We start from the raw sequence: 13,972 nt of genomic DNA, 5'->3' as shown, positions 1-13,972 counted from the left end.
CGGCCCGGCCCGTTCCGCGCGTTCCGCCGTCCCGGAACCACCGAAAGGGGTGGGTCCGCCGTCCCGCCGGAGCGGCTCCGTAGACTGGGCCCGTGAGTGAGCCCCGCGATCCGTCCGACACGCCCGACGAACCGTCCGGCACCCCCGGTGCCCCCGGCACCCCCGACGCCTTCGACGAGATAGTCGACAACGAGACCCACCGCGACCCGGACCTGGCGGTCATCGAGGCCGGCAGCCGCACCCTGCGCACCCAGGCCGGACCGCCCCAGGGCGACCCCGTGCCGGGCCGCCCCGCGGACCCGGAGCTGGACGCGGCGCTGCGCGAGGTCGAGACCGAGCTGTCCACCCGCTGGGGCGAGACCAAGCTGGAGCCCTCGGTCACCCGGATCGCGGCCCTGATGGACGTCCTGGGCGAGCCGCAGCGCGCGTACCCCTCGATCCACATCACCGGCACCAACGGCAAGACGTCGACGGCCCGCATGATCGAGGCCCTGCTCGGCGCCTTCGAGCTGCGCACCGGGCGCTACACCTCGCCGCACGTGCAGACCATCACCGAGCGCATCAGCCTCGACGGCGCCCCGATCTCCGCCGAGCGGTTCATCGAGACGTACCGGGACGTCCGGCCGTACGTGGAGATGGTCGACGCCCGCGAGGAGTACCGGCTCTCCTTCTTCGAGGTCCTCACCGGCATGGCCTACGCGGCCTTCGCCGACGCCCCGGTCGACGTGGCCGTGGTCGAGGTCGGCATGGGGGGCACCTGGGACGCGACCAACGTCATCGACGCTTCCGTCGCCGTCGTCACCCCCATCGACCTCGACCACACCGACCGGCTCGGCGGGACCACCGCCGAGATCGCCGGCGAGAAGTCCGGGATCATCAAGCCGGGCGCGACCGTGATCCTGGCCCAGCAGCCGGCCGACGCGGCGCGGGTCCTGCTGAAGAAGGCCGTCGAGGCGGACGCCACCGTGGCCCGCGAGGGCATGGAGTTCGGCGTCGTCTCCCGCGAGGTCGCGGTCGGCGGCCAGCTCCTCACCCTGCGCGGCCTCGGCGGCGAGTACGACGACGTCTTCCTGCCGCTGCACGGCGCCTACCAGGCGCGCAACGCGGCGGTGGCGCTCGCGGCGGTCGAGGCGTTCTTCGGCATCGGCGCGCAGCAGGCCCGCACCCTGGACGCGGACACGGTCCGGCAGGCGTTCGCACGGGTGACCTCGCCCGGCCGCCTGGAGATCGTCCGCTCCTCCCCGACGGTGCTCCTGGACGCCGCCCACAACCCGCACGGCGCGCGGGCGACGGCCGAGGGCATCGGGGAGGCGTTCGGCTTCTCCCGGCTCGTCGGCGTGGTCTCCACGAGCGCCGACAAGGACGCCAGGGGCGTCCTGGAGGCGTTCGAGCCGATCTTCGCGGAGGTCGTGATCACCGCGAACTCCCACCCGCGCGCCACCGACGTGGACGCGCTCGCCGCGATCGCGGTCGAGGTCTTCGGGGAGGACCGGGTGGTCGTGGAACCGCGGCTGCCCGACGCCATCGAGACGGCGATCACCCTCGCGGAGGAAGAGGCCGAGTACGGCGGCGCGGGCGTGCTCGTGACCGGTTCGATCTTCACGGTCGGCGACGCCCGGCTGCTGCTCCGAAGGGGCTGAATCCCATGCGTACGCTCTGTTCCTCCACGCTCGTCGGCGAGTTCTTCGTCATCGGCTTCGCCGGGCTCGTCGCCATGAAGGACGACAGCCTGTCGATGTCCGCCGTCTGGTGGGTCTGCGGGGCCGCGATGGTCTTCTCCGTACTGCTGTGCGGGATGGTCACCCGGCCCGGCGGCGTGCAGCTCGGCTGGGCGCTCCAGATCGGCCTGATCGCCAGCGGCTTCGTCGTCCCGGTCATGTTCTTCCTGGGGGCGCTCTTCGCCGTCCTGTGGTGGGCCTCCGTGCACTACGGCCGGAAGGTGGACGGGATCAAGGCCCGCTGGGCCGCGGCGCAGGCCGCCCAGGCCCCGGCGGAGCCTGACGCTGCGTAATCGGGGCACGTGCGGGCCCTGTAGCCTCGGAGACCCGCACACCGCTTTCCCGAAGGAGTTCCCCCGTGAGCCAGCGCACGCTCGTCCTGCTCAAGCCCGACGCCGTCCGACGCGGCCTGGTCGGCGAGATCATCGGCCGCATCGAGCGCAAGGCCGGCTGGACGCTCGCGGCCCTGGAACTGCGCGAGCTGGACCAGGAGACGCTGGAGCAGCACTACGGCGAGCACAAGGGCAAGCCCTTCTACGAGCCCCTGATGGGCTTCATGTCCTCGGGCCCCGTCGTCGCGCTCGTCGTGGAGGGCGAGCGGGTCGTCGAGGGCGTCCGGCAGCTCGCCGGCCCGACCGACCCGATCGCCGCCGCGCCGGGGTCCATCCGGGGCGACTTCGGCACCATCGTGCGCGAGAACCTCATCCACGCCTCGGACTCCGAGGAGTCGGCGCTCCGCGAGCTGAAGATCTTCTTCCCCGGCCTCGTCTGACCGGACCCGCCCGGCCGGCCTCGTCCGACCGGGCCCGTCCGACCCGGCGTCAGCCCCGCGAGGACGGCCGAACGAACCACCCTGTGGGGCGACCGAAGGAATTTCGGTCGCCCTCAGGCATATGAACGCGGAACCCGGGAACGGATCGCCGCGTCCTGCCGTCACCTGTACACAGAGGTGGACCACCGCGCGGTATCCGGGCGGGCGGCACTACGATGGAAAACTCCACGCCGCACCACCCTCAGCCATGGGAAATCAAGGGGAACTCAATGTCGTTCATCGGCCGTGACATGGCTGTCGACCTCGGGACCGCCAACACGCTGGTGTACGTCAGGGGTCGGGGCATCGTCCTCAACGAGCCGTCCGTCGTCGCGATCAACACCAACACCGGTGGCATCCTCGCGGTCGGCGCCGAGGCGAAGAAGATGATCGGCCGGACCCCCGGCAACATCGTCGCCGTGCGCCCGCTCAAGGACGGTGTGATCGCCGACTTCGAGATCACCGAGCGGATGCTCCGCTACTTCATCCTCAAGATCCACAAGCGTCGTTACCTGGCCCGTCCCCGGGTCGTCGTCTGCGTGCCCTCCGGCATCACCGGGGTCGAGCGCCGCGCCGTCATCGAGGCGTCGACCCAGGCCGGTGCCCGCCAGGTGCACATCATCGAGGAGCCCATGGCGGCGGCCATCGGCTCGGGCCTCCCCGTCCACGAGGCCACCGGCAACATGGTGGTGGACATCGGCGGCGGCACCACCGAGGTCGCCGTCATCTCCCTCGGCGGAATCGTCACGGCGCAGTCCATCAGGGTCGCCGGCGACGAGCTGGACAACGCGATCATCCAGCACGTCAAGAAGGAGTACTCCCTCCTCCTCGGCGAGCGCACCGCCGAGCAGATCAAGATCACCATCGGTTCGGCCTTCGACCTGGACCAGGACGAGCACACCGAGATCCGCGGCCGCGACCTGGTGTCCGGGCTCCCCAAGACCGTGGTCATCTCCGCCGCCGAGGTCCGCAAGGCCATCGAGGAGCCGGTCAACGCGATCGTGGACGCGGTGAAGACCACCCTCGACAAGTGCCCGCCGGAGCTGTCCGGCGACGTCATGGACCGCGGCATCGTCCTCACCGGCGGCGGCGCCCTGCTGCGCGGCCTGGACGAGCGCCTGCGCCACGAGACCGGCATGCCGATCCACATCGCCGAGGACCCGCTGGACTCGGTGGCGCTCGGCTCCGGCAAGTGCGTGGAGGAGTTCGAGGCCCTCCAGCAGGTCCTCGACGCGCAGCCGCGCCGCTGACGCCGGAACACCACGGCACCGTGCCGGTGCGGTAGAACTGCCGCACCGGCACGGTCGCGGGAACACCCGCACCGGCCCCGCCCACGGACCGGCCCGCCGCACGGGGACGACCGCGCGGCGGAACGGACCACCCCGCGGAACAACCGCACCACGGAACGACCGAACCACGAGGAAAGGCACGGCCGCCGCACGTGAGGGACACACGAGAGAGCCGGCTGCTCCTGGTACTGCTGATCGCCATCGCGTTCGCGCTGATCACGGTGGACATCCGCGGCGGCCGGGAATCACCCGTCGACGGCGCCCGCAGGGCCGCGGCGGCGGTCTTCGGACCGGTCGAGAACGGTGTGGCCGCCGCCGTCGACCCCGTGGGCAACGCCATAGGGGCGGTACGCGACTCCGGCGAGCGGCACACCCGGATCGCGGCCCTGGAGAAGGAGAACGCCGAACTCAAGGCGAGGCTCGGCAGCGACGACCGCAACCGCAGCCGGCTGAACGAGCTCGACACCCTGCTCAAGACCGCCGGCGCCGGCCAGTACGGCATCAAGGGAGCCCAGGTCGTCGCCATAGGAGCGGCCCAGGGCTTCTCCTGGACCGTCACCATCGACGTCGGCGCCCGCGACGGCATCGAGCGGGACATGACCGTGCTCAACGGCGCCGGTCTCGTCGGACGCGTCACCACCGTCGGCCCCTCCACCTCCACGGTCCTCCTCGCCAACGACCCCGACTTCACCGTCGGCACCCGCATGGAGAAGAGCGACGAACTCGGCTTCGCCACCGGCCAGGGCAACAGCCCGCTCGTCGTCCAGCTCCTCAACGGCAAGGCCAAGGTCAAGCCCGGCGACCGGCTCGTCACCTTCGGATCGAGCGGCGACAAGCCCTTCGTGCCCGGCGTCCCGGTCGGCGAGATCGTCCGCGTCGACCCGGCGGGCGGCGGCCTGACCCGCAACGTCTACGTCCGCCCGTACGCCGGCTTCACCAAGCTCGACATCGTCGGCGTCGTCGTCCAGGCCCCGCGCTCCGACCCGCGCGACGCGGTCCTGCCGCGGAAGCCCGCGCCCGCGCCGACCGTCACCGTCACCGCCTCGCCGCCCCCACCGGACGGACAGCGGGCGGGACAGAAGCCGGACGGGGAACAGAACCAGGCCCAGAACCAGGGGGACGCGACACCGTGAAGATCAACCGCATCCTCCTCTCCGCCGCCCTGATCGTGGTGGCCCTGGTCGTCCAGGTCTCCGTCCTGGCCCGCCTCCAGCTCCCCGGCGCCGTCCCCGACCTCGTCCTGCTCACCGTCGTCGCCCTCGCCCTCGTGTACGGGCACGTCACCGGCGCCCTCGCCGGCTTCTCCGCCGGCCTCCTCGCCGACCTCGCCCCGCCCGCCGACCACGCCGTCGGCCGCTACGCCCTCGTGCTCTGCCTCGTCGGCTACCTCGTCGGCCTGGCCCGCCCCGAGAACGGCCGGACGACCTCCGCGGCCGGCCCCATGGCCGTCGTCGCCGCCGCGGCCGTCGGCTCCACGCTCCTCTACGCGGGCGTCGGCGCCCTCGTCGGCGACACCGCCGCCCGCCACGTCGGCCTGGGCTTCCTGCTGTTCACCGCGGTCCTGTACGACCTGCTCCTCGCGCCCTTCGTGGTGCCGCTCCTCATGGCCCTGGCCCGCCGCGCCGACAACGACCCGCTCGCCGACACCGGCGGCGGCACCGACGTCGCCTCCGGCTGGCTCTCCTCCGGAACCGGCCTGCGCATCGGCACCCAGCGCGGCGGCCTGCGGGTGAAGGCCGCGAAGAACCGCGCCTCACGGGCCGGACGCATCAAGGGAGTCAAGCGACTGTGACCGAGGGGGCAACGGCAGCATGAGCAACATCCCCGAGACCGGCCGGACCCCCCGGGTCCGGATCCGGCTCGTCGTCATCCAGATCCTCGTCTTCTCCCTGCTCCTCACCCTGGGGGGCCGGCTCTGGTACCTCCAGATCCGCAACGGCAAGGAGTACACGGACGAGGCCAAGAACAACCACGTCCAGCAGGTCGTCCAGCCCGCCGTCCGGGGCTCCATCCTGGACGCCCGCGGCGTCCCGCTCGCCGACAACGAGACCCGGCTCGTGGTCTCCGCGTCCCGCACCGAGCTGATGAAGATGAAGGACGACGGCAAGGCCGTCCTCACCCGGCTCGCCGGCGTCCTCGGGATGAACCCCCAGGACGTCATCAACAGCATCCGGCTCTGCGACTCCAAGACCCCCAAGCCCTGCTGGAACGGCTCCCCCTACCAGCCGATCCCCGTCACGGACGAGGCCACCACCCAGCAGGCGCTGACGATCCGTGAGAGCGCGGAGGACTTCCCCGGCATCACCGCCGAGCCCACCGCCGTCCGCCGCTACCCGGCGCCCGGCAAGGCCCGCACCGCGCAGGTCCTCGGCTACCTCTCGCCCGTCACCGACGACGAGATCAAGAAGGCCAAGGACACCGACTCGCCGTTCCTCCGCTCCGACCAGATCGGCCGCTCCGGGATCGAGCGCACGTACGACAAGGAGCTGCGCGGCAAGGCCGGCGTCACCCGCTACGAGGTCGACAACCTCGGCCGCGTCATGGGCCGGACCGAGTCCGACCCGGGCGTGGCCGGCTCCACCCTCGTCACCAGCATCGACGCGCGCGTCCAGGCCGTCGCCGAGTACGAGCTCCACGAGGCGATGAAGACCGTCCGCAAGGAGACCGACAAGGTCACCGGCCGCAAGTACGAGGCCGACTCGGGCGCCGTCGTCGTCATGGAGACCAAGACCGGCCGGGTCGTCGCGATGGCCTCCCAGCCCGACTACGACCCCAACGCCTGGGTCGGCGGCATCTCCGCCAAGGACTACGCCACGCTGACCGGCAAGAGCTCCAACTACCCGCTGCTCAACCGGGCCATCCAGGGCCAGGCCCCCGCCGGCTCCATCTTCAAGGTGGTGTCGGCCAGCGCCGCCGTACGGGCCGGGTACGACTTCAACGACAAGTACAACTGCAGCAGCTCCTACAGCATCGGCGGCCGCAGCTTCGCCAACTTCGAGTCCAAGGGGCACGGCCCCATCACCCTCGGCGACGCCCTCAAGTACTCCTGCAACACCGTCTTCTACGCCCTCGGCCACCAGGAGTGGCAGCGCGACGGCGGGCTCAAGCCCAAGAAGGACGCGAAGGACTGGTTCTACCGCACCGCCCGCGACTTCGGGCTCGGCGCCGAGACCGGCGTCGACCTGCCGAACGAGGTGACCGGCCGCATCCCCGACCGCCGGTGGAAGCAGAACTTCTGGGCGGCCAACAAGGACGTCTGGTGCAAGCAGGGCAAGAAGGGCGGCACCTACGTCCAGCAGATCGCCTACGAGAGCTGCCTCGAAGGCAACCAGCTGAAGGCGTACGACAGCGTCAACTTCGCCATCGGCCAGGGCGACGTCCTCGTCACCCCCATCCAGATGGCCACCATCTACGCCGCCCTCTCCAACGGCGGCACCCTCTACAACCCCACCGTGGGCAAGGCCGTCATCAGCCCCGACGGCAAGAAGGTCCGCGAGATCGAGCCCACGCCCCACGGCAGGCTCCCGATCAGCGCCCAGACCGTCCGGGACCTCGACAAGGGGCTGCGCTCCGTCGTCGAACCCGGCGGAACCGCCGCCTGGCGGTTCGGCGGCTGGCCCCAGGACAAGATCCCGATGCGGGCCAAGACCGGCACCGCCCAGGTGTACGACAAGCAGACCACCTCCTGGCTGGCCACCTACACCGACGACTTCACCATCGTCATGACGATCTCCCAGGGCGGCACCGGCTCCGGCGCCGCCGGCCCCGCCGTGCGCAACATCTACGACGCCCTCTACGGCCTCGACGACGAGGGCAACCAGGACCTCCGGCGGGCCCTGCTGCCCCACCCGCAGAAGACCCTGCCGAAGATCAACCGCTACGGCACCATCGACGCCCCCGCGGTCAAGCCGTACGACCCGGCGTCGCAGAAGGTCGACCCCGCGAAGAAGGCCGACCCCGCGAAGAAGGGTGACGGACAGCCGCCGCTCGCGGGCCCGCCCCCCGTCTGGAGGGACTGACCCGATGACGACCCGCACCGACTTCTCCGTCTCCCGTTACGCCCCCCGGCGCGGGCCGCTGGTGAAGCTCACCGCCCGCGACTCGGTGCTGCGCCGCCTCGACTGGCCGATGCTGCTCTCGGCGCTCGCGCTCTCCCTCATCGGCTCCCTGCTCGTCTGGTCCGCCACCCGGGGCCGCACCCAGCTCAACCAGGGCGACCCGTACTACTTCCTCTTCCGGCACCTCCTCAACACCGGCATCGGCCTCGCCCTGATGGTCGGCACGGTCTGGCTCGGCCACCGCACCCTGCGCGGCGCCGTGCCGGTCCTCTACGGCATCTCGATCCTGCTGATCCTCGCCGTCCTCACCCCGCTCGGCGCCACCATCAACGGCGCCCACGCGTGGATCGTGATCGGCGGCGGCTTCTCCCTCCAGCCCAGCGAGTTCGTCAAGATCACGATCATCCTGATCATGGCGATGCTGCTCGCGGCCAAGGTCGACGCGGGGGACCAGCTCCATCCCGACCACGGAACGGTCGCCAAGGCCCTCCTCCTCGCCGCCCTCCCCATGGGCATCGTCATGCTGATGCCCGACCTCGGCTCGGTCATGGTGATGGCCGTCATCGTCCTCGGCGTGCTCCTGGCCTCCGGGGCGTCCAACCGCTGGGTCCTCGGCCTGATCGGCGCGGGAGTCCTCGGCGCCGTCCTCGTCACCGCCCTCGGCATGCTGGACGAGTACCAGATCAACCGCTTCGCCGCCTTCGCCAACCCCGACCTCGACCCCGCCGGCGTCGGCTACAACACCAACCAGGCCCGCATCGCGATCGGCTCCGGCGGCCTGTACGGCACCGGTCTCTTCAAGGGACACCAGACCAGCGGCCAGTTCGTGCCCGAGCAGCAGACCGACTTCATCTTCACCGTCGCGGGGGAGGAGCTGGGCTTCCTCGGCGCCGTCCTCATCCTCCTCCTCCTGGGGACCGTGCTCTGGCGGGCCTGCCGGATCGCCCGCGAGACCACCGAGCTGTACGGCACGATCGTCGCGGCCGGGATCGCCGCCTGGTTCGCCTTCCAGTCCTTCGAGAACATCGGCATGACCCTCGGCATCATGCCGGTCGCGGGCCTGCCGCTGCCGTTCGTCTCGTACGGCGGCTCCTCGATGTTCGCGGTGTGGGTGGCGATCGGACTCCTCCAGTCGATCCGCGTCCAGCGCCCGATGACGGCCTGACGAACGCCCGGCGGGTCCGGCGGGGGCCTGATTTCTCCCGGAAACCGAGTAAGCGCCCCCGCCGGCGGTTAGACGCCGGACATGGCCGAGACGAAGCGCGAGACCGAGCGGAAGTACGAAGCCACGCCGGAGACCGACGTCCCGGACCTCACCGGGGTCCCGGGCGTCGCGACCGTCGTCGACGACGGCGTCACGGAGCTCGACGCCGTCTACCACGACACCTCCGACCTGCGGCTGGCCGCCGACTCGATCACCCTGCGCCGCCGCACCGGCGGCGCGGACGAGGGCTGGCACCTGAAGTTCCCCGTCGCCGCCGGCGTCCGCGACGAGATCAGGGCCCCCCTCCCGCCCACCGGAACCGACACCCTCCCGCCCGACCTGGCGGTCCTCCTGCGCTCCCGCGTCCGCCGCGGCGAGGTCGTCCCCGTCGTCCGCCTCCGCTCCGCCCGCGACGTCCGCCGGCTCCTCGACGCCGACGGCGCCCCCCTCGCCGAGCTCTCCGTGGACACCGTCCACGCCGAACGCCTGCCCGACGGCCCCCGGACCTCCTGGACCGAGATCGAGGTCGAGGCGGCCGAGGGTGCCGACCCCCGCGTCCTCGACGCCGTCGGCAAACGCCTCGGAAAGGCGGGCATCCGCCCCGCGCAGCACTCCTCCAAACTGGCCAGGGCCCTCGCGGAGACCGCCCCGGAGGACCGCGGCGGTCGCGGCGGCCACGGCGGGGGCCCCGCCCCCGGCACCGCCGGAGCCGCCGTCCTCGCCTACGTACGGGAACAGGCCGGGGCGATCGTCGCCCTCGACCCCGCCGTCCGCCGCGACCTCCCCGACGCCGTCCACCGGTTCCGCATCGCCTGCCGCCGCCTGCGCGGCGCCCTCAAGACGTACCGCTCCGTCCTCGACCGGAAGGCCACCGACCCCCTCGGCGACGAGCTGAAGTGGCTGGCCGGCGAGCTGGGCGCCGCCCGGGACCAGGAAGTCCTCACCGAGCGGCTGCGCGCCCTCCTCGCCGACGTCCCCCGCCCCCTGCGCCGCGGCCCGGTCAAGGCCCGGCTCCGGGTCTGGGCCGCCGCCCGCGCCGACGACGCCCGCCGCCGGGCCGTCACCGCCCTCGACTCCGACCGGTACCTCGCCCTGCTCGACGCGCTGGACGCCCTGCTCACCGACCCGCCCCTGCGCAGGGCCGCCTCCCGCGACGCCGCCGGGGTCCTCGCCCGCGCCGTCCGCAAGGAGCACGACCGCCTCGCCGCCCGCGTCGACCGCGCCCTCTCCCTCGCCCCCGGCCGCGAACGCGACCTCGCCCTCCACGAGGCCCGCAAGGCCGCCAAGCGCGCCCGCTACGCCGCCGACGCCGCCCGCCCCACCCTCGGAAAACCCGCCAAGAAGTTCTCCGGACGCGTGAAGGCGGTGCAGTCCCTCCTCGGGGAACACCAGGACGGCGTGGTCGCCCGGAAGGCCCTGCTGGAGATCGCCGCCCAGGCCCACGCGGCCGGTGAGACCGCCTTCACCTGGGGACTCCTGCACGGCCGCGAGGAGGCGGCGGCCGGGGCGACCGAGCGCGACCTCCCCCGCGTCCGGTCCCGCGCCACCGTCCCCCGGTCGCTGCGGCGCTGAGCCCACCGGGCACCGGGGTACGCTTGAGAGTCGCCCCCCTGCCAGCTCACGAAGGTTCGAGATGTCTGCTGCCGAGTCTGTCTTCCCGCAGCTCGAAGCTCTGCTCCCGCACGTGCAGAAACCGATCCAGTACGTCGGCGGAGAACTCAACTCCACGGTCAAGGACTGGGACGAGTGCGACGTCCGCTGGGCACTGATGTACCCGGACGCGTACGAGGTCGGCCTGCCCAACCAGGGCGTCATGATCCTCTACGAGGTACTGAACGAGCGCGAGGGCGTCCTCGCCGAGCGCACCTACAGCGTGTGGCCGGACCTCGAAGAGCTGATGCGCGAGCACGGGGTCCCGCAGTTCACGGTCGACTCGCACCGCCCCGTCGGCGCCTTCGACGTGTTCGGCCTCTCCTTCTCCACGGAGCTCGGCTACACGAACATGCTCACCGCCCTCGACCTCGCGGGCATCCCGCTGGAGTCGAAGGACCGGACCGTCGACCACCCCATCGTGCTCGCGGGCGGCCACGCGGCCTTCAACCCCGAGCCGATCGCCGACTTCATCGACGCGGCGGTCATCGGCGACGGCGAGCAGGCCGTCCTCGACATGACCGGCATCATCCGCGCCTGGAAGGCGGAGGGCCGGCCGGGCGGCCGCGAGGAGGTCCTCTTCCGCCTCGCGAGGACCGGCAACGTCTACGTCCCGCGCTTCTACGACGTCGAGTACCTGCCGGACGGCCGCATCGGACGCGTCGTGCCCAACCGGTCCGGCGTGCCGTGGCGCGTCTCCAAGCACACCGTCATGGACCTCGACGAGTGGCCCTACCCCAAGCAGCCCCTCGTCCCGCTCGCGGAGACCGTCCACGAGCGCATGTCCGTCGAGATCTTCCGCGGCTGCACCCGCGGCTGCCGCTTCTGCCAGGCCGGCATGATCACGCGCCCCGTGCGGGAGCGAAGCATCACCGGCATCGGCGAGATGGTCGAGAAGGGTCTGAAGGCGACGGGCTTCGAGGAGGTCGGCCTCCTCTCGCTCTCCTCGGCGGACCACTCCGAGATCGGCGAGATCGCCAAGGGCCTCGCGGACCGCTACACCGAGGACAAGGTGGGCCTGTCCCTCCCCTCCACCCGCGTGGACGCCTTCAACGTCGACCTGGCCAACGAGCTGACCAGGAACGGACGCCGCTCCGGCCTCACCTTCGCCCCCGAGGGCGGCTCCGAGCGCATGCGCAAGGTCATCAACAAGATGGTCTCGGAGGAGGACCTCATCCGGACCGTCTCCACCGCGTACGGCAACGGCTGGCGCCAGGTGAAGCTGTACTTCATGTGCGGCCTGCCGACGGAGACCGACGAGGACGTCCTCCAGATCGCCGACATGGCGATGAACGTGATCGCCGAGGGCCGCAAGGTCTCCGGCCAGAACGACATCCGCTGTACCGTCTCCATCGGCGGCTTCGTGCCCAAGCCGCACACCCCCTTCCAGTGGGCCCCGCAGCTCTCGGCCGAGGAGACGGACGAGCGCCTGCGCAAGCTCCGCGACAAGATCCGCGGCGACAAGAAGTACGGCCGCTCGATCGGCTTCCGCTACCACGACGGCAAGCCCGGCATCGTCGAGGGCCTGCTCTCGCGCGGCGACCGCCGCGTCGGCGCCGTCATCCGCGCCGTCTACGAGGACGGCGGCCGCTTCGACGGCTGGCGCGAGCACTTCTCGTACGACCGCTGGATGGCCTGCGCCGAGAAGACGCTGCCCGCGTACGGCGTGGACGTCGCCTGGTACACCACCCGCGAGCGCTCCTACGAGGAGGTCCTGCCCTGGGACCACCTGGACTCCGGTCTCGACAAGGACTGGCTCTGGGAGGACTGGCAGGACGCCCTCGACGAGACCGAGGTCGAGGACTGCCGCTGGACCCCGTGCTTCGACTGCGGCGTGTGCCCGCAGATGGACACGCACATCCAGATCGGCCCCACCGGCAAGAGGCTGCTCCCGCTGACGGTCGTGAAGTAGGCCGGTCGCGCGGCCCCGGGCGACGGCCCGGCGGAGGGTCCACCCTCCGCCGGGCCGTCGCGCCGTTTCCGCCGCCGCCGCCGCCGGCGCGGCCCGGGCCGCGCCCGGTCCCGGTCCCGGCCCGGGCGACCGCCCGGGACGCCCGGCGCGTCCCGCGCGGACCGGCCCGGTCGGCCGAGCCCCGGGAACCCGCGGCGGCCCGTGCGCGTACTCTGGGTAGTACAACGAACGTCCCCGGCGCGGCGCCCGCCCCCGAGATCTCCCCGCCGAGGCGGGGGTGAACCGGGCGGGCCCCCCGGGGCCAGCCGTACGTCTCGTGGGCGGCGCGCACCCGCGCCGCCCCGCACCGAGGAGAAGAACCACTGGGCAAGCGACAGCCCGAAGGCCCGCCGCCCGCACCGGCGGTGCAGCGCATCCGACTGCGCTACACCAAGCGCGGCCGCCTCCGGTTCACCAGCCACCGCGACTTCCAGCGCGCCTTCGAGCGCGCACTGCGCCGCGCCGAGGTACCCATGGCGTACTCGGCCGGCTTCACCCCGCACCCCAAGGTGTCGTACGCCAACGCCGCCCCGACGGGGACGGGGTCCGAGGCCGAGTTCCTGGAGATCGCCCTCACCGAGGCGCGTGACCCGGAGACCCTGCGGGCCCTGCTCGACGAGTCCCTGCCGGCCGGCCTCGACATCACCGACGCCGTCGAGGCCCGCACCCCGGGCCTGGCCGACCGGCTCACCGCCTCCGTGTGGGAGCTGCGGCTCGAAGGCGTCACCACCGAGGACGCGGAGAAGGCCGTCGAGGCGTTCCTCGCGGCCGAGACCGTGGAGGTGCAGCGCAAGACCAAGAACGGCGTCCGCACCTTCGACACCCGCTCCGCCGTCACCGGGCTGACGGCCGTCCGTCCCCAGGGCGATCCCCGGGACGATGGGCCGCTGGACAGCGCCTGTGCGATACTGCGGCTGGTCGTTCGGCACATGACACCCGCCGTACGACCCGACGACGTCCTGTCCGGTCTCCGAGCCGTGGCCGACCTGGCGCCGCCGGTCCCCGCAGCGGTGACCAGGCTGGCGCAGGGGCCCTTCGACGAGGAGTCCGGCACGGTGACCGACCCGCTCGCGCCCGACCGCGAGGCAGTCACGGCCGCTTCACCCACGGCCGCCGCGACCGCCCCGGCGACGGCGCCGGGTACGGACACCGCGTAGGGAGCGGTCGTCGCAGCGCAGCCCTGGCACTCGGGAGCCACCTGGGCCGGGCCGCGCACTGACCAGGAGACTTTCGCCAGGCCGTCCGCACAGGGCGTACGGAACCGGCGAGCCAGACACAGAGCTCCCGTGCG

11 protein-coding genes are annotated in these 13,972 nt (G+C 72.2%); all 11 read left to right on the top strand.

Annotated elements, in window-relative coordinates; all coding sequences use genetic code 11:
- Nucleotides 1-92 precede the first annotated feature (92 nt).
- The 11 genes from folC to ACZ6AQ_RS11810 all read left to right on the top strand — a co-directional run bounded on the left by folC (nucleotide 93) and on the right by ACZ6AQ_RS11810 (nucleotide 13,838).
- Entirely contained in the window at nucleotides 93-1,640 is a 1,548-nt protein-coding gene (gene folC, locus ACZ6AQ_RS11860; protein WP_468759417.1) for a bifunctional tetrahydrofolate synthase/dihydrofolate synthase, read from the top strand.
- 5 nt (nucleotides 1,641-1,645) lie between these two features.
- A complete protein-coding gene (locus tag ACZ6AQ_RS11855) occupies nucleotides 1,646-2,011 on the top strand; it encodes a DUF4233 domain-containing protein (RefSeq protein WP_388693121.1) in 366 nt (121 codons plus the stop codon).
- 65 nt (nucleotides 2,012-2,076) lie between these two features.
- Nucleotides 2,077-2,490 (top strand): nucleoside-diphosphate kinase, encoded by a 414-nt coding sequence (gene ndk / locus ACZ6AQ_RS11850; RefSeq protein WP_388693123.1) that lies wholly within the window; start codon nucleotides 2,077-2,079, stop codon nucleotides 2,488-2,490.
- Between the two features lie 269 nt (nucleotides 2,491-2,759).
- Nucleotides 2,760-3,779, top strand: a complete 1,020-nt coding sequence (locus ACZ6AQ_RS11845; protein WP_388693124.1) for a rod shape-determining protein — start codon at nucleotides 2,760-2,762, stop codon at nucleotides 3,777-3,779.
- Nucleotides 3,780-3,970: 191 nt separating this feature from the next.
- A complete protein-coding gene (mreC, locus tag ACZ6AQ_RS11840) occupies nucleotides 3,971-4,951 on the top strand; it encodes a rod shape-determining protein MreC (RefSeq protein WP_468759416.1) in 981 nt (326 codons plus the stop codon).
- Nucleotides 4,948-5,610, top strand: a complete 663-nt coding sequence (gene mreD / locus ACZ6AQ_RS11835) for a rod shape-determining protein MreD (protein WP_388693128.1) — start codon at nucleotides 4,948-4,950, stop codon at nucleotides 5,608-5,610. The genes mreC and mreD overlap by 4 nt, the downstream gene beginning before the upstream one ends.
- A gap of 19 nt (nucleotides 5,611-5,629) precedes the next feature.
- Nucleotides 5,630-7,837, top strand: coding sequence for a penicillin-binding protein 2 (gene mrdA, locus ACZ6AQ_RS11830; RefSeq protein WP_468759414.1), 2,208 nt, complete (start codon nucleotides 5,630-5,632; stop codon nucleotides 7,835-7,837).
- Nucleotides 7,838-7,841: 4 nt separating this feature from the next.
- Nucleotides 7,842-9,041, top strand: a complete 1,200-nt coding sequence (rodA, locus tag ACZ6AQ_RS11825) for a rod shape-determining protein RodA (protein ID WP_388693132.1) — start codon at nucleotides 7,842-7,844, stop codon at nucleotides 9,039-9,041.
- An 81-nt stretch (nucleotides 9,042-9,122) separates the two neighbouring features.
- Nucleotides 9,123-10,652 (top strand): CYTH and CHAD domain-containing protein, encoded by a 1,530-nt coding sequence (locus ACZ6AQ_RS11820; protein WP_468759412.1) that lies wholly within the window; start codon nucleotides 9,123-9,125, stop codon nucleotides 10,650-10,652.
- 61 nt (nucleotides 10,653-10,713) lie between these two features.
- On the top strand, nucleotides 10,714-12,642 hold the full coding sequence (locus ACZ6AQ_RS11815; protein WP_468759411.1) for a TIGR03960 family B12-binding radical SAM protein: 1,929 nt from the start codon (nucleotides 10,714-10,716) through the stop codon (nucleotides 12,640-12,642).
- Nucleotides 12,643-13,046: 404 nt separating this feature from the next.
- The gene (locus ACZ6AQ_RS11810; RefSeq protein ID WP_468759410.1) at nucleotides 13,047-13,838 is read left to right on the top strand and encodes a TIGR03936 family radical SAM-associated protein; all 792 of its coding nucleotides are present in this window, start codon (nucleotides 13,047-13,049) and stop codon (nucleotides 13,836-13,838) included.
- The last annotated feature ends 134 nt before the right edge of the window (nucleotides 13,839-13,972 follow it).

It is taken from the genome of Streptomyces sp. NPDC041191 (assembly GCF_055591945.1).
Note: the sequence above shows the minus strand (reverse complement) of the source record. Positions and strands in the feature narration are given on the sequence as shown.